At 64.1% G+C, this 24,844-nt stretch carries 21 protein-coding genes and 1 pseudogene; 2 read left to right on the top strand and 20 right to left on the bottom strand.

Features of this window, described 5'->3' with window-relative positions:
* Window positions 1-70: 70 nt before the first annotated feature.
* Entirely contained in the window at window positions 71-874 is an 804-nt protein-coding gene (ppgK, locus tag ACUYMZ_RS09680) for a polyphosphate--glucose phosphotransferase (RefSeq protein WP_442422859.1), read from the top strand.
* Between the two features lie 61 nt (window positions 875-935).
* On the opposite strand, the gene nrdR is transcribed toward ppgK, so the two are convergent.
* From nrdR to ACUYMZ_RS09665, 3 genes are all read right to left on the bottom strand, one after another.
* A complete protein-coding gene (gene nrdR / locus ACUYMZ_RS09675; protein WP_481602977.1) occupies window positions 936-1,439 on the bottom strand; it encodes a transcriptional regulator NrdR in 504 nt (167 codons plus the stop codon).
* A gap of 180 nt (window positions 1,440-1,619) precedes the next feature.
* The gene (hisD, locus tag ACUYMZ_RS09670; RefSeq protein ID WP_481602975.1) at window positions 1,620-2,984 is read right to left on the bottom strand and encodes a histidinol dehydrogenase; all 1,365 of its coding nucleotides are present in this window, start codon (window positions 2,982-2,984) and stop codon (window positions 1,620-1,622) included.
* 4 nt (window positions 2,985-2,988) lie between these two features.
* Window positions 2,989-3,522 carry a hypothetical protein gene (locus tag ACUYMZ_RS09665; RefSeq protein WP_481602973.1) on the bottom strand — a complete coding sequence of 178 codons (534 nt, stop codon included), beginning with the start codon at window positions 3,520-3,522 and terminating at the stop codon, window positions 2,989-2,991.
* Window positions 3,523-3,637: 115 nt separating this feature from the next.
* Here ACUYMZ_RS09665 and ACUYMZ_RS09660 point away from each other — a divergent pair, with 115 nt between their 5' ends.
* Window positions 3,638-4,138: a flavin reductase family protein gene (locus ACUYMZ_RS09660; RefSeq protein WP_426007008.1), complete on the top strand. Its 501-nt coding sequence runs from the start codon at window positions 3,638-3,640 to the stop codon at window positions 4,136-4,138.
* Window positions 4,139-4,172: 34 nt separating this feature from the next.
* Here ACUYMZ_RS09660 and dnaE read toward each other — a convergent pair whose 3' ends face one another.
* From dnaE to ACUYMZ_RS09575, 17 genes and pseudogenes are all read right to left on the bottom strand, one after another.
* Window positions 4,173-7,730: a DNA polymerase III subunit alpha gene (gene dnaE / locus ACUYMZ_RS09655; RefSeq protein WP_426007007.1), complete on the bottom strand. Its 3,558-nt coding sequence runs from the start codon at window positions 7,728-7,730 to the stop codon at window positions 4,173-4,175.
* 58 nt (window positions 7,731-7,788) lie between these two features.
* Window positions 7,789-8,714, bottom strand: a pseudogene (locus ACUYMZ_RS09650) (RluA family pseudouridine synthase).
* Window positions 8,707-9,297, bottom strand: a complete 591-nt coding sequence (lspA, locus tag ACUYMZ_RS09645; protein ID WP_481602970.1) for a signal peptidase II — start codon at window positions 9,295-9,297, stop codon at window positions 8,707-8,709. Before lspA ends, ACUYMZ_RS09650 begins: the two are co-directional and overlap by 8 nt.
* Window positions 9,298-9,395: 98 nt before the next feature.
* Complete coding sequence (locus ACUYMZ_RS09640; RefSeq protein ID WP_426007004.1) at window positions 9,396-10,094, bottom strand: DivIVA domain-containing protein; 699 nt, start codon at window positions 10,092-10,094, stop codon at window positions 9,396-9,398.
* A gap of 158 nt (window positions 10,095-10,252) precedes the next feature.
* Window positions 10,253-10,540, bottom strand: coding sequence for a YggT family protein (locus ACUYMZ_RS09635; RefSeq protein WP_481602967.1), 288 nt, complete (start codon window positions 10,538-10,540; stop codon window positions 10,253-10,255).
* 105 nt (window positions 10,541-10,645) lie between these two features.
* Entirely contained in the window at window positions 10,646-11,179 is a 534-nt protein-coding gene (locus tag ACUYMZ_RS09630) for a cell division protein SepF (protein ID WP_481602965.1), read from the bottom strand.
* A gap of 85 nt (window positions 11,180-11,264) precedes the next feature.
* Window positions 11,265-12,026: a YggS family pyridoxal phosphate-dependent enzyme gene (locus ACUYMZ_RS09625; RefSeq protein WP_481602962.1), complete on the bottom strand. Its 762-nt coding sequence runs from the start codon at window positions 12,024-12,026 to the stop codon at window positions 11,265-11,267.
* On the bottom strand, window positions 12,010-12,732 hold the full coding sequence (locus ACUYMZ_RS09620; RefSeq protein WP_481602960.1) for a purine nucleoside phosphorylase YfiH/LACC1 family protein: 723 nt from the start codon (window positions 12,730-12,732) through the stop codon (window positions 12,010-12,012). Before ACUYMZ_RS09620 ends, ACUYMZ_RS09625 begins: the two co-directional genes overlap by 17 nt.
* A 26-nt stretch (window positions 12,733-12,758) precedes the next feature.
* The gene (ftsZ, locus tag ACUYMZ_RS09615; RefSeq protein WP_426006997.1) at window positions 12,759-13,982 is read right to left on the bottom strand and encodes a cell division protein FtsZ; all 1,224 of its coding nucleotides are present in this window, start codon (window positions 13,980-13,982) and stop codon (window positions 12,759-12,761) included.
* 214 nt (window positions 13,983-14,196) lie between these two features.
* The gene (locus tag ACUYMZ_RS09610; protein WP_481602958.1) at window positions 14,197-15,165 is read right to left on the bottom strand and encodes a cell division protein FtsQ/DivIB; all 969 of its coding nucleotides are present in this window, start codon (window positions 15,163-15,165) and stop codon (window positions 14,197-14,199) included.
* Window positions 15,158-16,531, bottom strand: a complete 1,374-nt coding sequence (gene murC / locus ACUYMZ_RS09605) for a UDP-N-acetylmuramate--L-alanine ligase (RefSeq protein WP_442422866.1) — start codon at window positions 16,529-16,531, stop codon at window positions 15,158-15,160. The genes ACUYMZ_RS09610 and murC overlap by 8 nt, the downstream gene beginning before the upstream one ends.
* Window positions 16,528-17,646 carry an undecaprenyldiphospho-muramoylpentapeptide beta-N-acetylglucosaminyltransferase gene (gene murG / locus ACUYMZ_RS09600; protein WP_481602955.1) on the bottom strand — a complete coding sequence of 373 codons (1,119 nt, stop codon included), beginning with the start codon at window positions 17,644-17,646 and terminating at the stop codon, window positions 16,528-16,530. The genes murC and murG overlap by 4 nt, the downstream gene beginning before the upstream one ends.
* A gap of 9 nt (window positions 17,647-17,655) precedes the next feature.
* On the bottom strand, window positions 17,656-18,954 hold the full coding sequence (gene ftsW / locus ACUYMZ_RS09595) for a putative lipid II flippase FtsW (RefSeq protein ID WP_481602953.1): 1,299 nt from the start codon (window positions 18,952-18,954) through the stop codon (window positions 17,656-17,658).
* Window positions 18,955-18,956: 2 nt separating this feature from the next.
* Window positions 18,957-20,546 carry a UDP-N-acetylmuramoyl-L-alanine--D-glutamate ligase gene (gene murD / locus ACUYMZ_RS09590; RefSeq protein ID WP_481602951.1) on the bottom strand — a complete coding sequence of 530 codons (1,590 nt, stop codon included), beginning with the start codon at window positions 20,544-20,546 and terminating at the stop codon, window positions 18,957-18,959.
* The gene (mraY, locus tag ACUYMZ_RS09585) at window positions 20,528-21,637 is read right to left on the bottom strand and encodes a phospho-N-acetylmuramoyl-pentapeptide-transferase (protein ID WP_426006991.1); all 1,110 of its coding nucleotides are present in this window, start codon (window positions 21,635-21,637) and stop codon (window positions 20,528-20,530) included. The genes murD and mraY overlap by 19 nt, the downstream gene beginning before the upstream one ends.
* The gene (locus ACUYMZ_RS09580; protein WP_481602949.1) at window positions 21,634-23,124 is read right to left on the bottom strand and encodes a UDP-N-acetylmuramoyl-tripeptide--D-alanyl-D-alanine ligase; all 1,491 of its coding nucleotides are present in this window, start codon (window positions 23,122-23,124) and stop codon (window positions 21,634-21,636) included. Before ACUYMZ_RS09580 ends, mraY begins: the two co-directional genes overlap by 4 nt.
* A 6-nt stretch (window positions 23,125-23,130) precedes the next feature.
* Window positions 23,131-24,765, bottom strand: a complete 1,635-nt coding sequence (locus ACUYMZ_RS09575) for a UDP-N-acetylmuramoyl-L-alanyl-D-glutamate--2,6-diaminopimelate ligase (RefSeq protein WP_481602947.1) — start codon at window positions 24,763-24,765, stop codon at window positions 23,131-23,133.
* Window positions 24,766-24,844: the final 79 nt, after the last annotated feature.

Genomic DNA, 24,844 nt, shown 5'->3' with positions numbered 1-24,844 from the left:
CTCCGGAAGGTCCACCGCAGCTGCAAAGCTGCGCCATGTTCACCCCTCCTGCCATGAACGGAAAACTGCATTGTCCAAAAAGGATGAGAAGACCCACAAGAACGCCCCGCTGATCGGCATCGACATCGGCGGCACCGGCATCAAGGGCGGCATTGTCGACCTGAAAAAGGGCAAGCTGATCGGCGACCGGTTCCGCGTCCCCACGCCCCAGCCGGCCACTCCGGAAGCTGTAGCGGACGTGGTGGCCCAGATCGTGGAGGAACTCTCCCTACGCCCTGAGGCCCCGGCCGCCGACTCGCCCGTGGGTGTGACGTTCCCGGGTATCATCCAGCACGGCGTGGTCAACTCTGCAGCCAATGTCGACAAATCATGGCTGGCAACGAACATCGACAAGAAGTTCACCGAGCGGCTGGGCCGGCCCGTCGAGGTCATCAACGACGCCGATGCCGCCGGCCTCGCCGAGGCCCGCTACGGCGCCGGGGAAGGCGTCGACGGCACCGTGCTGGTCATCACGCTGGGAACCGGCATCGGTTCTGCCTTCATCTTCAATGGCCAGCTGGTTCCCAACGCCGAACTCGGCCACCTGGAGATTGACGGATTCGATGCCGAGACCAAGGCCTCAGCAGTGGCCCGTGAACGTGATGGCCTGAGCTGGGATGAGTACGGCGTCCTCCTCAACCGCTACCTGCAGCACGTTGAGTTCCTGTTTTCCCCCGAGCTGTTCATCATCGGAGGGGGAATCTCCAAGCGCTCCGACGAGTATTTCCCGCACTTGCAGCTGCGGACACCCATTGTCACCGCCAAGCTCAAGAACGACGCGGGCATTGTGGGCGCCGCACTGGAAGTGGCGCTGCATCACAACCTCGCCAAGTAAGGGACACAGCCGCTGATATGACGGTGGCGGCCGCGGCTTCCCCTCCGCTGCCGCCACCAGGCTAGAGCTGGCTTCTCTCGGAGCCCTTGGCTTCCTCGGCCCCGGCTGTGGCCTGCGCGCCGGATTCCTGGCGCAGCAGCGCAATGGCCGACTCGAAGTCCTCCAGTGACTCAAAGGCCTGATAGACACTGGCGAAACGCAGGTAGGCAACCTCGTCCAACTTGCGCAGCGGGCCAAGGATCGCGAGTCCTACCTCATGGGCGTCGATTTCGGCTGCCCCGGAGGAGCGGATATTCTCCTCGACTTCCTGCGCCAGCATGGCGAGATCGTCCTCGGTGACCGGGCGCCCCTGGCATGCCTTCCGGACTCCGCTGATGACTTTGATGCGGCTGAAGGGCTCCCCCACCCCTGAGCGTTTGATCACGGAGAGGCTGGTGGTTTCCACGGTGGTGAAGCGGCGACCACATTCGGGACATTGGCGGCGGCGCCTGATGGAAGAACCGTCGTCGGCCATCCGGCTGTCCACCACGCGAGAGTCAGGATTCCGGCAAAACGGACAATACACGCTGGGCCTCCCTGAAACTGTTCCGGTGTGTCCGCACCCGCTGGGGTCCACGAACGCAAAAGGTGCCGGATTTTTACTTCCGGCACCAGTTTACGGTTGGTATCCAGCTAATGACAAGCGTGTAACTACTACATGTAGTGGTGGCTACCCGCATATGTAGTGGTTACACCAGGTGATCTCCTAGGCGAAGCGGATCCTCACGGCATCACCGTGTCCCGGCAGATCCTCAGCCCCGGCCAAACTCACGATGTGGCCGCTGACCTCCTCCAGCGCAGCGCGGTCGTAGTTGATGACCTGTACCGCCCGCAGGAAGGTGGTGACGTTGAGGCCGGAAGAAAAAGCGGCCGTGCCACTCGTGGGCAGCACATGGTTGGAACCGGCGCAGTAGTCGCCCAGGCTCACCGGGCTGTAGTCGCCGACAAAAATGGCGCCGGCATTGCGGATGCGTGCGGCCACCGCCGCGGCGTCCGCGGTCATGATCTCCAGGTGTTCTGCCGCGTAGGCATTGCACACGGCGATTCCCTGTTCCAGGTCATCAACCAGGACAACACCCGATTGCGGACCCGACAGCGCTTCGAAGACGCGCGCGCTGTGCCTGGTGGCCGCTGCCTGCCGCCGGAGTTCATCCACGACGGCGTCCGCCAGGTCCCCGGAGTCCGTCACCAGGACGGAGGCCGCCTTGGGATCGTGCTCCGCCTGGCTGATCAGGTCTGCCGCCACCAGAGCGGGCTTGGCTGTGGAATCGGCAAGAATGGCGATTTCGGTGGTCCCGGCCTCCGAGTCGATGCCCACCACGCCCTTGACCAATCGCTTGGCCGTTGCCACAAAGATGTTCCCCGGGCCGGTGACCACATCAACCGGCTCGATGGGAAGCCCGTCCTGTGACCCGGGAACGCCGTAGGCGAACGAGACAATCGCCTGGGCACCGCCAATAGCGTAAACCTCGTCGATTCCCAGCAGGGCTGCAGCGGCCAGGATCGTCGGGTGCGGCAGGCCACCCCATTCCTTCTGCGGCGGGGACGCCAGCGCAATCGACTCAACGCCGGCAGCCACGGCCGGAACGACGTTCATGATGACCGAGGATGCCAGCGGCGCCAAACCGCCAGGGACGTACAGGCCGACCCGGCCCACGGGAATCCAATTCTGGCTGACGGAGGCCCCGTCTGCCAGCGGCACCTCAACATTCGCAGGGCGCTGGCGTTCAGCAAACTGCCGGGCACGCTTGATGGACTCCTCCAACGCTGCCCGCACCTCCGGATCGATCCCGGCCAGGGCTTCGGCGAGTGCCTCTGCGGGGACCCGCGGGTGCGACTGGTCAACGCCGTCGAACTTCCTGGCGAGGTCGGTGAGGGCTGCGAAGCCGCGGTTGCGGACATCGGCGATGATGTCCAGGACCTTGCTTTCGGCATCCGCCATCGTTTGATGCTTCGCCCGGGGAACTGCGGCGCGCAGTTCGGCCAGCGAAAGGTGGCGTCCACGGAAATCGATGCTGCGGAAATCCAGGGACGATGCGGCAGGAACGGAAGTGTCCGAAGAAAGAGTCACGCCGCTATTTTACGGGTTTACCCGTAAGAACCCCGAACAACGCCAGGACGAACGTCACGAAGGCCACGGCACCGGGCCACAAGGGAAGAACGGCGTACGACCTGAGCGTGAACCCGTACTCGGCTCCGAGGGCAGGGTCTGGAGCGACGCCCCACACCACGGCGGCCAGCAGCCCCGTCAACCATGCAAGCACCGCACCGGCGGCACCACCGGCCACCGCAAATCCGAACCGTCGTCCTGCGCCTTGGGCCTCCAGCTTTCCATCCAGGGTGAGTCCGGCTGCACACCCGGCCACCAACATGAGGCCGGCCAGGACCAGATCCCGGGGCAGCCAGGAGTCGGGATTCGATGGGTTGCCCAGGTCAGGGTTTCCGGACACCAGATTCAGTCCACCCGGGGCAAGAACCCACCACAGCAAGCCTGCCATGACTCCTGCCGCGGCTTGGACCACGAGCCACAACATGTCCTTGGAGCGAAGCCTTCCCCACCGCTGTTTGGAATCGAAGGTGTGGGCAGCGGGGGCTACGGACTCGGTCATCACCCCACATTAACAAAGGTTTACGTGCCCACGGGAAAATGCGCAGCGACGTCCCTTCGAGGCATACGCTGGTTGAAAGACGCGCGATTGCCGCCCCACGCCCAGGAGGTCACCCGTGGACAGCGAAACACCCGGTTTCCAGCAGACGTTCAGGGAAATGTTCCGCCGCCATGCTGCCGGGGTGGCCATCATCACGGCCAACCATGACGGCCACCCCTTCGGCTTCACCGCCACATCCGTCGCGTCGCTCTCCGCGGAACCGCCACGCTTCACTTTCAACATGGCGCGAAGCTCCAGCTCCTGGCCCGCAGTGGCCAATGCCCAGTACATCGGGGTCCACATGCTGGGGTCGGAGAACCAGGCCCTGGCCGACCGGTTCGCCCGCACGCGGGACCGCTTCGACGGCGACCACTGGGAGCCAGGGCCGCACGGCGTCCCCATCCTGAAGGATGTGGCCGGGTGGCTGGTGGGCAAAATCCAGATGCGGCTATCGTTCGAGAACAACGCCGTGGTGGTGGTTGAAGTGGTGGGTGGCCAGGTTGGAGGCGTTGCCGCTCCCCTGCTGTACCACAGCGGCGCCTACAGCCAGCCCGCGCCCCTGGACTACGAGATCTGACCACACGGGGGCGGGCCGGTGTACCGCCCGGTCGCTAGTGGTCCAGGCAGGCCGGGCCCAGCAGGACCTTCAGGTCGCCAAAGAGTGAGGGGCTGGGGTTGACGCGCATATGCACGGGCAGAGCCATGATCTCCATCTTCGTGTCACCCATGAGCTTGAGCCGGACCTCGGAGTTCCCGCGGTGGGTCCGGAGCACATCACGCAGATCCGTGACCACGGCTTCGGTGGCCTTGAACGTCGGAATGGTGATCACCACAGGTCCGTTGACGCTTTCGCTCAGGTCGGGAACGGACAGCTCCATGCAGTTCAGCGTCACGGCGCCGTCATCCCTGCGCTGCAGACGGCCCTTGACCACCACGATGAGGTCCTCGGCCAGGACCGAGGCTATGGGTCCGTAGACCTGTCCGAAGAACATGACCTCCATCGAGCCGCCCAGATCCTCGATCTCGGCCCGCGCATAGGCGTTGCCGCTTGCCTTGGCGATCCTCCGGCTCAACGAGGTGATCATGCCCGCAATGGTGACGATCGCGCCGTCGTGCGGTCCATCCTCGGCGATGATCGAGGTAATGGACTGTTCCGCATGCTGGCTCAGGACGCCCTCGAGTCCTTGCAGCGGGTGGTCGGACACATACAAACCCAGCATGTCGCGTTCAAACGAGAGTTTGTCCTTCTTCTCCCACTCGGGGAGGTCCGGGATCTCGGTGCTCAGCGAGGCCTCGGGCTCCTGGTCCTCAAACCCGGCGAAGAGGTCGAACTGGCCGATGGCCTCGTTCCGCTTCAGCGTGATGACGGAGTCGATGGCTTCTTCATGGATCATGGCCAGTGCACGGCGGTGGTGGCCCAGCGAATCGAAGGCTCCGGCCTTGATGAGGGATTCAATGGTGCGTTTGTTGCACACGATCGCCGGAACCTTCATCAGGAAGTCCTTGAATGAGGTGTACGCGCCTTCGGTCTGCCGGGCGGAGACCATGGCCTCCACGACGTTAACGCCCACGTTCCGGATGGCACCCATGCCGAAGCGGATGTCGTCGCCCACAGGAGTGAAGTTCAGCGAAGATTCGTTGACGTCCGGCGGCAGCACGGTGATGCCCATGCGCCGGCACTCATTGAGGTAGATGGCCGACTTGTCCTTGTCGTCGCCCACCGACGTCAGCAGCGCGGCCATGTACTCGGGCGCATAGTGCGCCTTCAAATAGGCCGTCCAATAGGAGATCACGCCGTAGGCTGCCGAGTGCGCCTTGTTGAAGGCGTAATCGGAGAACGGCAGCAGGATGTCCCACAGCGTTTTGACGGCTTCCATGGAGTAGCCGTTGTCCTGCATGCCCTGGGAGAAGCCGGCGAACTGCTTGTCCAGCTCGGATTTCTTCTTCTTGCCCATGGCACGGCGGAGAATATCTGCCTGGCCCAGCGAGTAGCCCGCAAGCTTCTGGGCCACGGCCATAACCTGTTCCTGGTACACGATCAGGCCGAACGTCCCGCCGAGGATGTCTTCCAGCGGCTCGGCAAGCTCGGGATGGATCGGGACCACGTCCTGGATCCCGTTCTTGCGCAGCGCATAGTCCGTGTGCGCGTTGGCGCCCATCGGGCCGGGACGGTACAGCGCCAGCACGGCGGAGATGTCTTCGAAGTTGTCCGGCTTCATCAGTTTGAGCAGCGACCGCATGGGTCCGCCGTCCAGCTGGAACACGCCGAGGGTGTCTCCGCGGGCGAGGAGTTCGTAGGACGCCGCGTCATCCAGGGCAAGGTTTTCAAGGTCGATGTCGATACCGCGGTTCATTTTGACGTTTTCCAGGGCGTCGGAAATGATCGTCAGGTTCCGCAGCCCCAGGAAGTCCATCTTGATCAGGCCCAGGCCCTCGGACGTGGGGTAATCGAACTGCGTGATGACCTGGCCGTCCTGGAACCGGCGCATGATCGGAATGACGTCGATGATGGGGTCGGAGGACATGATGACGCCGGCCGCGTGGACACCCCACTGCCGCTTCAGCCCCTCGATGCCAAGCGCGGTTTCGAAGACTTTGGCAGCCTCCGGGTCCGTGGCGATCAGTTGCCGGAAGTCGCCGGCCTCGCTGTACCGCTTGGCCTCCGGGTTCTGGATGTCCGCCAACGGAATGTCCTTGGCCATCACCGCAGGCGGCAGCGCCTTGGTGAGCTGCTCCCCCATGCTGAAGGGGTAGCCCAGCACCCTGGAAGAGTCTTTCAGCGCCTGTTTGGTCTTGATGGTGCCGTACGTCACGATCATGGCCACGCGCTCATCACCATATTTCCTGGTGACGTAGTCAATGACTTCCGAGCGCCTGCGATCATCGAAGTCGACGTCGAAGTCAGGCATGGACACACGGTCCGGGTTGAGGAAGCGCTCGAAGATCAGGCCGTGCTGCAGCGGATCAAGATCCGTGATGCGCATGGCGTAGGCAACCATTGAACCGGCACCGGAGCCTCGGCCGGGCCCTACCCGGATGCCGTTGTTCTTTGCCCAGTTGATGAAGTCGGCGACGACCAGGAAGTAGCCCGGGAAGCCCATGGAGGTAATGACCTCGAGCTCGTAGTCCGCCTGCTTGCGGACAGTGTCCGGGACGCCCTGGGGATACCGGTAGGCCAGCCCCTTGTCCACTTCCTTGACCAGCCAGGATGTCTCGTCCTCACCGGGCGGGCAGGGGAAACGGGGCATGTAGTTGGCGTCAGTATTGAAGGACACATCGCAGCGCTCGGCAATGAGCAATGTGTTGTCACAGGCTTCCGGGTGGTCCCTGAAGAGCTCCCGCATTTCCTGCGGCGACTTCAGATAGTAGCCGCTGCCGGAGAAGGCGAACCGCGAACCGCCTTGGTCGTAGGTGGGCTCCAGGAGGGTCGACCCGGACTGGATGGCCAACAGTGCCTCGTGGGCTTTGGCATCGTGCTCGTGGGTGTAATGGAGGTCGTTCGTGGCCACGAGGGGAAGGTTGAGATCCTTGGCGAGCCTCAGGAGGTCGCCGGTGACGCGCCGCTCGATGTCCAGCCCATGGTCCATCAGCTCGCAAAAGTAGTTCTCCGCGCCGAATATGTCCCGGAACTCGGCTGCGGCTTCCAGCGCTTCGCGGTATTGGCCCAGGCGAAGCCGGGTCTGGACCTCTCCTGATGGGCAGCCGGTCGTAGCGATAAGACCCTCGGAGTAGGTGTTGAGGAGTTCCCGGTCCAGCCGCGGCCATTTACCGAAGACCGAGTCGAGCGAGGCAATGGAGGATGCCCGGAACAGGTTCCGCATGCCTACGTTGTTGTAACTGAGCAGGGTCATGTGGGTGTACGAACCACCGCCGGAGACATCGTCCTTGCGCTGGCTTTCATCACCCCAGCGCACACGCTCCTTGTCACCGCGTGCCGTCCCCGGCGTAACGTACGCCTCTACGCCGATGATGGGTTTGATGCCTTTGTCAGTTGCCTTCCGCCAGAAGTCGAAGGCGCCGAAAAGGTAGCCGTGGTCCGTCGTGGCCAAAGCGGGCATGCCCAGGCGCTCGGTCTCATCGAAGAGTTCACCCAGGCGGGCCGCTCCATCCAGCATGGAGTATTCGGTATGGGTGTGCAGGTGGACGAACGAATCATTGCTGGAACTCACCACGACAGTCTACCGTCCGGGCAGGACGACGCCGTGGACCGGCAAGCCGCGAGCCAGCTTAGGCGGTACCGCTTGCCAGCAGGTCAAGAGCGTACTGGAGGTCGGCTGGATACCCGCTTGTGACTTCCACCCAATCACCGGTCCGCGGGTGGTTGAAGCCCAACTGCCGGGCATGGAGCCATTGGCGGGTGAGCCCCAGGTTGGCAGCGAGGCGGGGATCCGCGCCATACGTGAGATCGCCGGCACAGGGATGCCTGAGCGCCGAGAAATGAACCCGGATCTGGTGCGTGCGGCCTGTCTCCAGATGGACCTCCACCAGGGTGGCTTTTCCGAACGCCTCCAGGACCTCGTAGTGGGTCACAGAGGGCCGCCCGTCCTCGATGACGGCAAACTTCCAGTCATGCCCGGGGTGGCGGCCGATCGGAGCATCGATGGTTCCAACAGGGGGTCCGGGAGCCCCTGGACCACCGCATGGTAGACCTTGTCCACCGTACGTTCCTTGAAAGCCCGCTTGAGGACCGTGTACGCATCCTCGGTCTTGGCCACCACCATGACCCCGGACGTCCCGACGTCGAGCCGGTGCACGATGCCTGCGCGCTCCGGTGCGCCGGAGGTGGAAATGCGGTAACCGGCACCGGCAAGGCCGCCCACCACCGTGGGACCAACCCAACCTGGCGAAGGGTGTGCAGCCACTCCCACCGGTTTGTCGATGACCACGAAATCGTCATCGTCCAGCAGGATTTTAAGGCCTTCCACAACTTCCTCCACGACTTCCAGGGGATCCGGCCGCTCGGGAACCGTGACATCCAGCACGGAGCCGGAAACGAGCTTTGCTGACTTGCCCAGGGGAACTCCAGCGCTGGTGACATGTCCCCCGGCAATCAGCAGGGCCGCCGCCGAACGGGAAATATCCAGCAGCTTGGCGAGCCCCGCATCCGCCCGGGAACCGGCGAGGTCCTCCGGCACCACTACCCGGTTACTCACCGGAACGCTCCTCCGTTGCGCCTTTCGCGGTCTTTGGTTCGGCAACATGCCGGGTGCCGTCCATCCCGATCCCGCGCAACGTCAGGAGGCAGATGATCACCACACCGGACACGACTGCGGAGTCGGCGATATTGAAGATCGCGAAGTTGGGCAACTGGATGAAGTCCACCACATGGCCCATGGCGAAGGAGGGTTCACGGAACAGGCGGTCGGTCAGGTTGCCCAGCGCGCCACCCAACAGCAGACCAAGGGACAGCGCCCACCAGGCGGAGCCGAGCTTCCGCAGCTGGAAAAGGATCGCTATGGACACCGTGGCCATGACGATCGTGAAGATCCACGTCACGTCCTCGCCGATGGAGAAGGCGGCACCGGAGTTACGGATGAAGTACCAGTGCAGCAGCGGTGGCAGAACCGGGATCCGTTCACCCTCCGTCATGGTGCTCGTCACCCACAGCTTGGTCACTTGGTCGAACGTGTACGCAAAGACAGCAAAGGCAGCAAAAAGCCAGAGCATGGCCGGGCGCCATTTTCGTTGGGCTGGAGGGACGGGCCGTGGCTCGTGGCCGGAAAGTTCGTCGGTCATGGCGCTTTCATTCGTGGAACCTGGAAGACTGCTGCTGGGCATTAACAACAAAAGCCGGTGGCCGAGGAGTCCTCAGCCACCGGCTTTCAGAATACTTGCTAAACGTCCGCGGTTGCTTCGCCCACCTCGGGAGCGGCAACGGAACCACGGGCGTCAAGATCGCGCAGCTGGCCTTCGATGTAGGCCTTGAGGCGGGAGCGGTAGTCACGCTCGAAGCCGCGGAGCTGCTCGACCTTGCGTTCCAGGACGGAGCGCTGCTGCTCCAGGGCGCCGAGGATCTTGCGGGACTTCTCCTGGGCGTCGTTCACCAGGCTGGATGCCTCGATCTGCGCCTCGGCGATGATCTTTTCCTTCTGCTGGGCACCATCGGCCACGTGCTTGTCGTGCATCTGCTGCGCCATGGCCAGCAGACCGGCAGCGGACTCTGCAGAAGCGGTATGGCCGTTGTTGGCGGCCGGTGCCTTGGCAGCAGCGGCGGCAGCCGCAGCCTGCTCGGCTTCCTTCTTCTTGGCAGCCTCAGCAGCCTTGGCCTCGGCTTCAGCCTTGGCCTCTGCTTCCTTGTCCACCTTGACGGGCGCGGGAACCTTCTCGACGACCGGAGCCGCAGCCGTTGCCGCAGGCACTGCCGAACCGGCTTCGCCGAGCTTCTTGCGAAGTTCGTCGTTCTCCTGGTTCAGGCGGCGCAGTTCAACCACGATCTCATCGAGGAAGTCGTCTACCTCGTCCTGGTCGTAGCCTTCGCGGAACTTGGTCGGCTGAAAGCGCTTGTTGACAACGTCTTCTGGCGTCAAAGCCATCTGGTCACCTCGTTGGTCTAGTTAGTCAGGAGGCCTTCCGGCCGTTCAAAACTACGGTACCTAAATATCATCTGGTTCCTCCAATTCAACACCATCGTGTTGATTTGGAGAATTTGCGGGCAGGGGACCCGTGGATGGTCCCGTTTCCGACGGTGGAGCTAGGCCAGGCTGTTGGTCACAGCCATGGCAATGCTGACGGCAATGATGAGGATCAGGAAGCCCAGATCCAACGAAATCCCACCCAGTTGCAGGGGCGTAATCAGACGCCTTAGCCGCCGAAGCGGCGGATCTGTGACCGAGTAGACCACGTGGGCTGTTACCAAGGCCACACCACGGGGACGCCACTGACGGGCAAACATCTGCACCCATTCAAAGATCAGCCTGATGATCAGAGCAATGAAAAACAGCAACAACACAATATAGATAAGGCCGAAAACAATGCCCACGAGTTAGCTCAGATCTCCCACTTGTTCCGGAATGCCGATCGGTCCCTACTATTGCAACACAGATGCCAGGCGGGTTGGCCCGCCTGGCATCCGTGAAAGATCTTTTCAGCTCTGGTTGAAGAAGCTGGCCTGCGACTCGCTGGCCTTCTTGTCGTCCCCGATGACCTCCACATAGGAGGGAGACAGGAGGAAGACTTTGTTGGTAACGCGCTCGATGCTGCCGTGGAGACCAAACACCAGGCCGGCGGAGAAGTCCACCAGTCGCTTGGCGTCGGCCTCGCCCATGTCCGTGACATTCATGATGACCGGGATTCCGTCGCGGAAGCTCTCGCCGATCAGCTTGGCGTCATTGTAGGACCGGGGGTGAACGGTGGTGATCTGCCTCAGGCCGGAGGCGTCTTCGCGGCTTGACGCCGCACGCTTGATGGGTGTCACGGGAGCGCGGTATTCCTGTTCGGCGTCTACTGTGGGCATTTCACGGACAACTTCCCGGACGGGTGCCGGCGCACGGCGCTCTTCCCGTTCCTGCGTCTGGGGGCGTTCTTCGTCTTGGTGGGCGACAGCCTGCTCAGATTCGTAGTGATCATCGCCATCGGCGAGCCCAAGATAGATCATTGTCTTGCGCAGAGCGCCAGCCATGGTGCACTCCTATCGTTTCTGCAGTAGGCGGGCCGCCATGACTTGACGTGTTGGAACCCCGGCCCGTCATTCCAATACTTTGACGCTACCCCACCGCAGGACGCGAACCGAGAATATCGGAGCCAATTCTCAGGTGTGTCGCTCCGGACCCGATGGCGGCTTCCAGGTCCTGGCTCATGCCGGCGGAGACAGCGTCAGCGGACGGGTACTCAGCTCGCAAATCCGCAGAAATACCGGCCAGTTTCCCGAAGGCCGCCTCGGGATCGCCTCCCAGGGGCGCGACCGCCATCAGGCCGGCAAGCACCAGCCCGTCGGCCGCCGTAATCTTTTCCGCCAGGGCCAAGACCTCGGAAGGCTGCGCCCCGCCCCGATGCGCTCCGGCGGAGTCGTCCAGATTCACCTGGATGAAGCAGCGGAGGTCAGCGCGGCCGGTCTCTTCCTTCTCCCGACGCACCGCTTTGGCCAAGGCGTCAACGAGCTGTGGGCGGTCTATGGACTGGACGGAATATGCATACTTGGCGACGGTTTTTGCCTTGTTGGTTTGCAACTGCCCGATAAAGTGCCACCGCACGTCCAGGTCAGCCAGCTCCACGGATTTCGCCGAGGCCTCCTGATCGCGGTTTTCGCCGACGTCACGGACGCCCAATGCAGCCAGCCTGCGGATATCGGTGGCCGGATGGAACTTGGTGACCACAATGAGGGCGGGGACATCGGAACGTCCCGCTGCGGCGGTGGCAGCGGTGATCCGTTGCCGGACAGCCTCAAGCCGCCCGGCGAGTTCGGCCGTGCGGCCATCGTCCGCCGGGCCGTCCGCAAGGGCCCGCGTTGCCTTATCCTTGCCGGTCATGTGTCCATACCAATCCTGCGAACCGACCGGTCCGGGAGTCCCGACGGTAAGAAAAAAGACCCTCGTGTTCCAGGGTGCACTCCCCTGAGTAAAGAACGTCCACGCCCGAGGCTGCCAGTTGCGCACGCACGCCCGCGGGAAGATCCAACGCAGGGGTTCCCCACGATGTCTCCGCCCAGGATTCAGCCACGGCTGCAGACACCTGCTCCCGCAGGACTGCAGGAACTTCATAGCACCGCCCGCAAATGGACGGGCCCAGCCAGGCTGTGATGTCCCGCGCTCCGAGGTCCCGCATCCTGTCGACAGTGGCAGTCACCACCGCAGAGGCAACCCCGGGACGTCCGGCATGGGCGACCGCAACAGCCGGGGCATCGGTTTCCGTGGACCCCACAAGCACCACGGGCACGCAGTCCGCAACCATCACCGACAAGGGCTGGACCGACCCGCCCGCCACATCCGCAACGGACACCATGGCGTCGGCAGTAGGACCGGCACCCCAATGGTTGATCACGGCCACGCTGTTGCCGTGGACCTGGTTCATGTACTGGAAGGTGCGGCCTCCCAGGCCCGCGGCCTGTTCCACCTGCGCCCTGCGCGATGCTACGTCGTCCGGGTTGTCCCCCACGTGAAGGGCCAGGTTCCCGGCGCGTGCGTCCGTGAAGGCAACAGACACGCCGGGACGAACTTCATTGCGCCACCAAAACACCAGGTACTGACTTTCCGGTTGCTTGCTTACTTGAGGAAGTCGGGAACATCGAGGTCGTCAGAGCGGTTGCCCGTCAGGTCCGGCTCCACGACTGCCGGAAGGTCTACATCGAACCCCGAATCAGCGGGCAAGGCGGCCGGGCGCTGCTGGCCCCAGTTGCTCAGGCCGGCTGCACCGATGCCCGCGGTGGCGTGCTGGGGAGCTGCGGCATTCGACGGAGCCGACGCCGGCGCTGCGGGACGCTCAGCGGCCGGTACCGGGTTCTGGGCAGGACGCGACTGGTCCATGGACGGTGACGTTGCCTTGACGTCGTCGAATCCGGCCGCGATGACCGTGACCCGGGCTTCATCACCCAGGGCGTCGTCAATGACGGCACCGAAGATGATGTTGGCTTCGGGGTGGGCGACTTCCTGGACCAGGCGGGCGGCTTCGTTGATCTCGAAGAGGCCAAGGTCCGAGCCGCCCTGGATGGACAGCAGCACACCGTGGGCGCCGTCAATGGATGCTTCAAGCAGCGGCGAAGCGATGGCAAGTTCCGCAGCCTTGACGGCACGGTCTTCGCCCCGGGCAGAGCCGATACCCATGAGGGCAGAACCCGCCCCCTGCATGACGGACTTGACGTCGGCAAAGTCAAGGTTGATGAGGCCGGGGGTGGTGATCAGGTCGGTGATGCCCTGCACACCGGAGAGCAGGACCTGGTCAGCGGAGCGGAAGGCGTCCAGGACGGAGACGTTGCGGTCGCTGATGGAAAGGAGCCGGTCGTTGGGGATGACGATCAGGGTGTCGACTTCGTCGCGGAGGGCATCGATGCCGGCTTCTGCGGATCCTGCGCGGCGGCGGCCTTCGAAGGTGAAGGGACGGGTGACGACGCCGATGGTCAGGGCACCGAGCGAGCGGGCAATGCGCGCCACGACAGGCGCGCCACCGGTGCCGGTGCCACCACCTTCGCCTGCGGTAACAAAGACCATGTCTGCGCCGCGGAGAACTTCCTCGATCTCATCGGCGTGGTCTTCGGCTGCCTGCTTTCCGACCTCGGGGTTGGCGCCGGCTCCAAGGCCGCGGGTGAGCTCCCGGCCGACGTCGAGCTTGACGTCAGCGTCACTCATGAGCAGCGCCTGCGCGTCGGTGTTGATGGCGATGAACTCGACGCCCCGGAGGCCGACTTCGATCATTCGGTTGACTGCGTTCACGCCACCGCCGCCGATGCCGACGACCTTGATGACGGCCAAGTAATTCTGCGGTGCTGCCACGTTTCGTGCCCCTTGCTTGTGTCCTATTGCGAAACTGATCGAGTCCAACTTGAATCCTTGGACCTTAACCCTCTAGTTGAAGGTTATAGTTATGTCAAGTAACTCTAAAGCGACGGTATTTCCTCTGCTTCGCACATGCAATGACCGCTTGCGCGTGTCGCTGGAATCCGCGAAATAAGGCGTCCGCCGCACTGAAGCCACCCTCCACAACCACCTATTTGGTGAACGGATGCCGTGGCACGCTCACGTCGTAAATACTGACGGGAACCTTGGGATCCTGCGGCATCTTCAACAATGCCTCCAAGGCTTTTGCCTTGGTTTCCCTGTCGTCGGCATTGCCCCACACTACCGTCTTTCCATCCACAAGTTTCAGCTCCACGGCATCCGGTGACGCCGCCGAAGCCGTGGACATCCTCGCCAGGACGTCCGCAGGCAAGGTGTCCAGGACGGCGGCAATGGCTTTGAACAGCTCCGTATTGGTTGCTGCCGCGCCATCGTCGATCAGGGGCAGGGCCACCGACGCCTGGTCCTGTGTCACTCCGAGCTGGACGCCGTCGACGTCCACCAGCACAAAGGAGCCGCCCTGCTTGAGCAGCGCCACGGGCACCCGCTCGTGGACATGAACCAGCAACTCCGACGGCGGCCTGGCCTCCATGGTTGCCGACCTCACCTGGACCAGCGGCTTCAGCAGGGTATTGATTTCCTCCTCGGTGACCTGCGGAAGGGGCTTGCCTTCCAGATCGCCGAGCGCTTCCTGGACCGTGTCGGGTGTCAGGAGCTTTGTCCCGTCCACCGTCACCGTCCGGACAGCAAGGACAGGAGAATAGACGGCACCGGTGATCAGCAGGGCAACCAAAGCAGTTACGACCGCGGCCGTCCATACCACCAGCCGCCGCTGCCTGCGCGCCTTCGGCTCGGGAAAGGCTATGACGTTGCCGGCCGGCGGAACCGCAGCTTTGGCGGGTTGTTTCGCCCCGGGACGTGGAAAGGACCTCACGGCCTTCGCTTTTGCCTTGGGCGGAGCCTTCCGTTCCGGTTCAACGGAGCGCTCGGCGCTGATCACCCCCTCCTCGGGGGATCCACCCCCGGGCACGGAACTCCGGGAGGCCTGGCCGGGGGTGCCGGTCTTTCCGCCGCCTGCCGCGGCCCGCGGCTTGAACGTCGGCTTGCGGGTACTAGCCACGAAGGGCCTCCACAATCACCGGCCCGTAGGCGGTCACATCGCCCGCCCCGACAGTCAGGACAACATCGCCATCCCGGGCCGCAGCCACGACGCCGGCTACGGCATCATCGGCAGCCACGAGCCTTCCGTTGGAAAGCCGGTTTGCGATCAGGTCGCTGGTGACCCCCGGGATGGGGTCCTCACGGGCGGGATAAATGTCCAGGACAAGGGCCGTGTCCGCCAGGTCCAAGGCAGATGCGAACTCGGCCGCGAACTCACGCGTCCGGGAAAACAGGTGGGGCTGGAAGAGGACATGGACCTTGTTGCCGCCCGCCACCGACCGCGCTGCCGACAGTGCCGCGCGGACTTCGGTTGGATGGTGCGCATAGTCGTCGTACACGCGCACTCCCCCGGCCTGGCCCTTCAGTTCAAACCGCCGGGATGCCCCGGTGAAGTGGCCGAGCGCGGCCGCAGCCTGGTCCGGGGCCACCCCCAGCTCCAAGGCCACGGCGAAAGCAGCCGCCGCATTCAGCGCATTGTGGCGGCCGGGGACCTTCAAGTCCAGTGCGTACCGGCCACCGGCGGCCTCTACCGAGACGGAACCCGGGCCGTCGTCCTTAAGCCGCACGCCGGCGTCGTCCGCTGTCCCATACGTGAGCACGCGAGTGGTTCCCTTGGCCGCTGTGCGCTCCGCCAGGGCCCGCGCCCCGGGATCATCGGCGCAGGCAAACAGAACACCGTCGGGCGGCAGGAGCGCTGCGAAGTCATCAAACGAGGCGAACACGGCATCCGCCGTACCGTAGTGGTCGAGGTGGTCCGCTTCGACATTGGTGACCACCGCGATGGACGGTTGGTAATTGAGGAAGGAGCCGTCTGATTCATCGGCTTCAGCCACGAAGATGTCCGAGGCGCCATGGGCGGCGTTGACGCCGAGGGCCGGGACGTTGGCACCGATGGCGAAGGACGGATCAAGCCCCGCTTGCTTGAGGAGGACCGCAACCATGGACGTGGTGGTGGATTTGCCGTGGGTGCCGGCGATGGTCACTACCCTGTGCCCGGCCATGGTGGCAGCCAGCGCCTCTGAGCGGTGCAGGACGGGCAGGCCCGCTGCGCGCGCAGCGGACAGTTCCGGATTGTCATCACGGATGGCCGAACCCGCCACCACGGTTTGGGCGTCCTGCAGGTTGCCGGCGTCGTACCCCACGGCGATCCTTGCACCGGCCGCGGCAAGGTCCTGCATGACAGGAAGGTCCTTGCCGTCCGAACCGCTGACGGGCACGCCGCGGGCCACCATGATCCGGGCAACGGCAGACATGCCCACACCGCCGATACCGATGAAATGGACCCGCCCCAGCGAGCCGAGGGATGCAGTGTTGTGGTGCGTCATGCTGATACCGCTTCCAGTACAAGATCAGCCATCCGCTGATCGGCGTTTCTGATGCCCAGGGCCTCGGACTTCCGGGCCATGTCCTCGAGTCTGCCCGAGTCCGACAACAGGGGGACCACGTGGGACAGGATCCACCCGGGTCCAAGGTCCTTGTCGTCCACCAGCAGCGCTCCCCCGGCGGCGACGAGGGATGCGGCATTGAGCGCCTGCTCGCCATTGCCGACCGGCAGTGGAACGAAGACTGCCGGTACTCCCACAGCCGCGACCTCGCTGACTGTTGCGGCTCCGGCGCGGGCCAGGAGGACATCCGCAGCGGCGTAGACGGTTTCCATGGCGTCCACGTATTCCACCTGCCGGTAGCCTTCCGCGGCCAGGAGGCCACCTTCGGCGTCGCGGACGGCTTTGCCTGTTCCGGTGATGTGCAGCGTCTGGATGCCTGCTTCGGCCAGCGCGGGGAGCGCTGCAGCTATGGACTTGTTGATGCTCAGGGCACCCGACGATCCGCCCGTGACGATCAACGCAGGACGGTCCGTGCGAAGTCCCAGGGACTCCTTGGCAGCTGCTGCCGCCGTGCGGCGGTCAAGGCCGGATACGGCGCGGCGCATGGGCATGCCGACGTGCCGGGCGCCTTTGAGCCTGGTCTCCTTAAACGCCACGGCCACGTGGCTGCTGAACCTTGCACCGACGCGGTTGGCAAGGCCCGGGCGGATATTGGCCTCGTGGATGACGATCGGGATCCTTCGCTGGCGGGCGGCCAGGTACATGGGTGTGCAAACGTAACCCCCCACGCCCACCAGGACATCCGCGGCGGCATCGTCCAGGATGCGTCCCGACTGCTTGATGGCACCCGCCAGGCGGCCGGGGAGCCGGAGCAGGTCAGCTGAGGGCCGTCGGGGAAAGGGCACCCGGTCGATGGTCGCCAGCTCGTAGCCGGCGGCCGGGACCAAGCGGGCCTCAAGACCCGACGGCGTGCCCACGGCCAGGAGGGCAGCATCCGGGCGCTTGGTCTTGATGGCCTCGGCAATGGCCAGCAGCGGACTGACGTGGCCCGCGGTGCCGCCGCCGGCGAGGACAACCGACAGGGGTGCGGATGGCTGGTGCGGAGTTGAAGTCATGAAGTGCTTTTACGCTTTCGTGGCGGTCTTGGAGGAACGGCGCGGAAGGAAGCGCGGCCGTTGTTGGGGAGGAAGCTGGGCCCGGGCCAAAGACAACACTACGCCCACGCCGCACAATGACATCACCAGGGCGGACCCGCCCGAAGATATGAAGGGCAGCGGTACCCCGATGACCGGGAGGAGCTGTGTGACCACAGCCATGTTCATGCTGGCCTGGCCGAGCAACCACACCATGATGCCACCGGCAAGTGTCCGCTGGAACGGATCAGTTTGGCGGACCACCACACGGAAAATGGCGATCCCAAGAATCGCGAAGAGGGCCAGCACGACGATCGTGCCCACCAGGCCCAGTTCTTCGCCGATGATCGCGAATATGAAGTCGTTGTGGGCTTCCGGCAGCCAGTTGTACTTCTGCCTGCTCTGCCCCAGCCCCAACCCTGTCCAGCTGCCCTGGGCCAGTCCGTACATGCCGTTGGTCGACTGGTAGCTGAAGTCCGAATCCGCAGTACACGCATCGTTGTCCATGCCCAACCACGCGGTGACACGGCAAATGCGGTTGGGACTGATCGCTGTCATGGCGGCCGCGCCAACAGCACCCAGCAAACCTGCGACGGCCAGCATTTTGGTGGGAACGCCGGCAAAGTAGAGCGTTGCGGCAACGATGGCGGCGATGACGATGACTGTTCCGAGGTCGTTGCCTGCCATCACCAACCCCATGACCAGTCCCGCGCCGGGTATAACGGGGACGATCACATGCATCCACCGGTGCAGGTAGTTCACTTTCCGGGCCAGGACGGCAGCGATCCAGATACACAGCACCAGCTTGGCGATCTCGGAGGGCTGCAAGGTGATGCCGCCGAAGTCGATCCAGTTCTTGTTGCCGTTGACGCGGCGGCCAAACACCTGGACCATCACCAGCAGCACAATGGTTGCTCCAAGGGCCCACCACGACAACTTCTTCATCCAGTTCACGTTGGTGCGCGAGATGACGTACATGCCCACGAGGCCCACCACACCGAACACCGCCTGCTTGAGGGCATCGGCGTACGGCGACTTGCCTTCGGAAATGGCTTCAACGCTCGATGCCGACAGCACCATCATGACGCCAATGGCAGTCAGGGCCAGCGCACAGCCAAGGATGAGGTAGTACGTGGAGTTGTTGGGGGCCTTGCTCTTGCCCTCAAGGCTCTCCCAAAAGCTCCGGACGTGTCCGCGGAGCCCGCTGCGCTGCGTTCGGGCAGCCGGCGAAGCCTTGGCTTTCCCTCCCCCGGGGTTCTTTCCGCGGGTGCGGGTGGGCGTGCTGACCATTGTTACTCCTCGGTGGTCTGTGCCTGCCCTTCCACGAGCTCGCGAACTGCCTGGATGAAAGCATCGCCACGGTGAGCGTAGGAAGAGAACTGATCCATGGATGCAGCCGCCGGAGCCATAAGCACCGTGTCTCCCGGCGCTGCGACGCTGGCTGCCGCCGCCACGGCCTGGGCCATGACGGTCTCGCCATAAATCGGCGAGGACGCGTCACCGGCTGCGGTCTGCACCTTTTCAGTGTCGCCCTTGGGCTGGGCTATCACGGGGACATCCGGCGCGTGTCGCTGGAGGGCTCCTTCCAGGGCCCCTGTGTCCGTACCAATCAGCACCACGGCTTTGAGCCTTGGGGCGTGTTCCTTGACGAGGTCGTCGTAGTTGACGCCCTTGGACAGGCCGCCGGCTATCCACACCACATTGGTGAAAGCCGAGAGTGCTGCCGAGGCCGCATGCGGATTTGTCGCCTTGGAATCGTTGATCCACAGTACGCCGCGGTGCTTTGCCACGAGCTGGATGCGGTGGGCACCAGGCAGGTAGTTGAGCAGGCCCTGCTTGACGGCGGCCGGCTCCACTCCGTAGGCGCGGACAAGGGCAGCCGCGGCCAAGGCGTTGGCCACCATGTGCCGCGGAGCCACCGGTCCGAGGTCGGACATGGCAGCAAGCTCAGCGGCGGAATCTTTGCGCTCGGCAATGAACGCGCGGTCCACCAGCAGACCTTCCACGACGCCAACCATGCTGATGGCGGGCGTATTGGTGGTGAAGGCGACGGCACGGCAGCCTTCCACGACGTCCGCGTTCTCCACCATCCGTTCGGTTTCGATCTGCTCGGCGTTGTAGATGGCAGCCTTCTGCGTGTTCTCGTAAACCTTGGCCTTGTCCGCCAAGTACGATCCGTAGGAACCATGCCAGTCAACGTGGTCCTCGGCAACGTTAAGGCAGACGCTGGCCACCGGCGACAGGGAATGGCTCCAGTGAAGCTGGAAGCTGGAGAGCTCCACGGCAAAAGCGTCATACTCCACGGGGTCCCGCAAGGCATCCAGGATCGGCGTTCCCACATTCCCCACGGCGATGGCCTTCAGCCCCGCCGCCTGCAGCATGGACTCGGTCATGCCAACCGTGGTTGTTTTGCCATTGGTTCCGGTAATGGCAAGCCAGTCCGCCGTCTTGCGGCCGGCCCGCTGCCGCAACCGCCAGGCCAACTCCACATCTCCCCACACTGCGATGTGCTTTCGCTTCGCCGCGGCGAGCAATGCCTGGTCAGGGCGCCACCCTGGAGAGGTGACCACAAGCTCCGGCAATTCGCCGTCGATGAGCGGCAAACGGCTAACGGCTGCCTCGCCGAGGAGCACGTCCACCGCACCCACAATTTTCAAGGTGTCGGCCTGGGCTTCAGCCTTGGCCGTGGTGGCGGCATCCACCACCACCACCCTGGCCCCGAGTTCGATCAGGGTGTCGGCAGCGGCGAATCCCGAGACTCCGATGCCCGTCACCACCACCCGGAGACCCCTCCAGTCAGCATCCCAGCTGGTGAGGTCCTTGAGGCGGTCAGTTGAAGGAGACGTCGATTCCGGGCCCTGGTTCACAGCAGCACCACCCATTCAGCGTAGAAGATTCCGAGACCTGCGGCGACGAACAGTCCGGCAAGGATCCAGAAACGGACAACGACCGTGACTTCCGCCCAGCCTTTCAACTCAAAGTGATGCTGGAGGGGAGCCATTTTGAAGACCCGCTTGCCCCCGCTGAGCCTGAAGAAACCTACCTGGATGATCACGGACAGGGTGATCAGGACGAAGAGGCCGCCGATGAAGGCGAGCAGGAGTTCGGTGCGGGACAGAATCGCGAAGGCGGCAACGGCGCCGCCGATGGCCAGCGATCCGGTGTCGCCCATGAAGATCTTTGCCGGTGAAGTGTTCCACCACAGGAAGCCCACCAGGGCCGCGCTAAGGATGGCTGCCAGCAGTGCCAGGTCCATGGGGTCGCGCACCAGGTAGCAGCCGCTGCCCGCCTCACGGGGTGAGCCACAGGCCTGGTTGTTCTGCCAGATGCCCATGATCGTGTACGCGCCGAACACCATGATGGAGGCACCGGCGGCCAAACCGTCCAGGCCGTCGGTGAGGTTCACGCCGTTGGTGGTTGCCGTAATGATCAGGTTGGACCAGATGACAAACAGGATGGCGCCCAACACGGTCCCGCCGAAGGCGAGGTCAAGCCATGGGATGTCCCGGACCAGGGAGATCTGGGTGGAAGCGGGCCGCAGGCCGTCCTCGTTGGGGAACTGCAGGACCAGCACCGCGAAGATGATGCCCACGGCTGCCTGCAGGATGAGCTTGGCCCTGGCGTTCAGGCCCAGGCTGCGTTTGTTGGAGATTTTGATGTAGTCGTCCAGGAACCCTACGAAGCCCATTCCCACCATGAGGAAAAGCAGCAACAGGCCGGAGGCCGACGGCCCCGGAGAGCGCGGGTTCATCATCCACATGATCAGGTGCGTGACGAAGTAGGCCACCAGCACCGCGGCGACCACCACCGTTCCGCCCATGGTGGGCGTGCCGCGTTTGGTGTGGTGGGACGTAGGTCCGTCGTCCCGGATGAACTGCCCGTAGCTCTTGGCCACCAGGAAACGGATGAACAATGGCGTGCCGATCAAGGCCACCAACAGGGCGACGCCCGCGCCGATCAAAAGTGCAATCACAGGAGCTCGTTCCCTTCGCCTGCGGCATCTCCAGCCGCGTTTTCCCCGGCGGACTGAGCCCGTGGAGCCAATGCTATCCGATCCCCCAAATGCCTCAGGCCTACGCCGTTGGACGATTTGAAGAGGACAAGGTCACCGGGTTGAAGCTCGCGCTGCAGGAGCTCGTAGGCTTCGTCCGCGGTCTCAGTGAACGAGCATTCATCTCCCCAGGAGCCTTCCTGGACAGCGGAAACGTAAAGTGCCCGTGCCTCGCGTCCCACCACCACGAGCCTGGAGATGTTCAGGCGTACTACCTGCGTCCCCACGGCCGTGTGCTCGCGGATGGAGTCCTCCCCCAGCTCAAGCATGGCGCCAAGGACCGCCCAGGTTCGCCGGCCCTGTCCGAGGTCGGCCAGCGTACGAAGGGCTGCCCGCATCGATTCGGGGTTGGCGTTGTAGGCATCGTTGATGACGGTGACTCCGTCAGGACGTTCCGTACGTTCCATGCGCCACCTGCTGGCGGCCGACTGGGTGTTCAGCGACGCTGCAATATCGGACACGGGGATCCCCGCCGCGAAGGCGGCTGCCGCCGCAGCCAGCAGGTTCGTCACATGGTGTCCCCCGATCAGGCGGCTCCGCACCGGAACAGCCGGGCCGCCGTCGGGAAGTACGAGGTCGAAGTCAGGGTGCCCTTGGGAGTTGACCACCACATTGCGGGCTTCAACGTCCTCGTTGGTTCCCGGTGAGGCGGTGAAGCCCAGCACCCGGGCCTTGGTCCGGGACTGCATGGCTGCCACCCGCGGGTCGTCCATGTTGATGACTGCCGTACCGGTTTCGCTCAACGCTTCCACCAGTTCACCCTTGGCCTTGGCAATGTTCCCGATGCCGCCGAATTCACCGGCATGCGCAGAGCCAACCACCAGCACTACACCGATGTCCGGCTTCACCATGTCGGCCAGGTACTTGATGTGGCCGATTCCGGTGGCGCCCATCTCGATCACCAGGAAACGGGTGTCGGCGTCGGCGGCAAATACGGTGAGGGGAACTCCCACTTCGCCGTTGTAGGAGCCCTGTGGTGCCACGGTGGCGCCAGCAGTGGACAACACCCCGGCCAGGAGATCCTTGGTAGTGGTCTTGCCTGCGGAACCGGTGATCCCCACGACAGTGAATTCTTCACCGCGCCGGGCGCGGTCGGCACGGATCCGACGGACGGCCTCTGCCGCGATGGCTCCCATGGCCAGCACAGCGTCATCGACAATAACGGCCGGATACGGTTGGCCTTCGGCGTCGGTCGCCTCACGCTCGGCCAGGACCAGGACGGCGCCCCGGTCGAAGGCTGCGTCGATGAAGTCGTGGCCGTCGGCGTGTTCGCCGGGCTTGGCCACGTACAGGGACCCGGGAACCGCCTCCCGCGAGTCAGTGACGACGGACGTGGGAACAATATCGCCGGCTCCCGTAAGGCGGCCATGGGTGATGTCGGCGATTTCCGCCGCTGTAAGTGCAATCATCTCGGTTCAGGACTCTATCCGCTGGTCCGGGGAAACGCTGAATCCCTTGGATGTCAAGGCGGCCCGGAGTTCCACCCTGTCGTCGAGGGCCAGGTTGACGCCCTTCACCTCTTGCCACACTTCATGGCCCCTCCCGGCAACAAGAATCGTGTCCTTCCCGGTCGCAAGGTCCACTGCCAACCGAATGGCCGTTTCGCGGGGATATGACTCGATGATGTCGGTGCTGAGGCCGTCGGCCTCACGCGCTGCGTGCGCGCCTTGCAGAACCTCCGCACGGATGGACGCGGCGTCCTCGTCGTGGGGATCGTCATCGCTGACGATGACGACGTCGGCCAGGCGCGCCGCGATCGCCCCCATCGTCGGCCGCTTGCCTTGGTCACGCTGCCCGGTGGCACCAAACACGACAATCACGCGGGACCCTTGTTCGGGTGACCTCACTGCCTCCAGTGCCCGGGCCAGGGCATCGGGATTGTGGGCGAAATCAACCACGGCGGCCGGAGCGGTCGACACAAGCTGCATCCGTCCAGGCACGGCCACAGTGAAGGGATCATGGGCATCGAGGGCGGTCTGCAACTCCTCCACGCCGACACCTGAAGCCAGCACCATGATGGTTGCCAGGGCTGCATTGGCCACGTTGAAGTCGCCGGGAAGACCGGTGTGTACCCGGAGCACAGCGCCGTCGCGGTGCCGAAGCTCAAAATCAGTGCCAAGGCCGTTCGGGGTTGGCACTGCCACCTCCCAGTCCGCGTCGCTGCCCGGCACCGAAGCAAGGGTAGTCAGGGGAATGGTGGCCTCGCCGGCCAGGCGGCGACCCCACTCGTCGTCCACGGTAACCACCGCGTGGCGGGCCCGGGCGGAGGTAAAAAGTTCGGCCTTGGTCCGGAAGTATTCCTCCATGCTGCCGTGCAGGTCCAGGTGGTCCTGGGTCAGGTTGGTGAACCCGGCGACGTCGAACTTCACGCCGTCAACCCTGTGGAAGGAGATCGCGTGGGAGGACACCTCCATGGACGCCGCGTCCAGGCCCCGCTCCCTCATCAAAGCCAGAAGGGCGTGCACCTCCGTGGACTCCGGCGTGGTGAGCAGGCTCGGGATCGGCGCCCCGCCGGCCATTATCTCGATGGTTCCGATCAGCCCCGGCGTCTTGCCCAGCGCCCGCAGCAAGGAATTGATGAAGTAGGTGGTGGTGGTCTTGCCGTTGGTTCCGGTCACACCAAAAAGCGTGGGGGCTCCGCCGCCCTTGGGCTGGCTCCTGTAGATCAAGGCTGCCAGATGCCCGACGGCGGCACGCGGCTTGTCGACGATCAGCACCGGTACGGGCTGGTCACCTGCCAAAGCAAGCTGGCGCGCACCGTCGTCGTCCGTCACCACCGCGACAGCACCGGCGTCGACGGCCTGTGCCACGAAGTCCGCGCCGTGGCGCGATGCACCCGGAAGGGCCATGTAGAGGTCACCGGGCTCCACTGTTCTGGAGTTGAGGGAGATGCCCGTCACTGCAGTGCCGCCATCGGAATCCGGCAGCACGACGCCAAGGCTCGCGGCAATGTCCGCCAGGGGCACGGCAGCCACGGATTCCGGGCGGAAGCCCGCTCCCTCCGCTTCCGGCTGCATGGAGTTGGAAGCGGCCTCATTGTGCTCTGACACGTGGTTCTCCGTTGATGCTCGGTGGAACGACCGGCCTTGGCCAGCAGCGCCAAGTCGGTAGTAATGGTTCTAAAGATCG

This window comes from Arthrobacter sp. T572, assembly GCF_056780115.1.
This window is presented reverse-complemented; position numbering and strand designations above follow the sequence as displayed.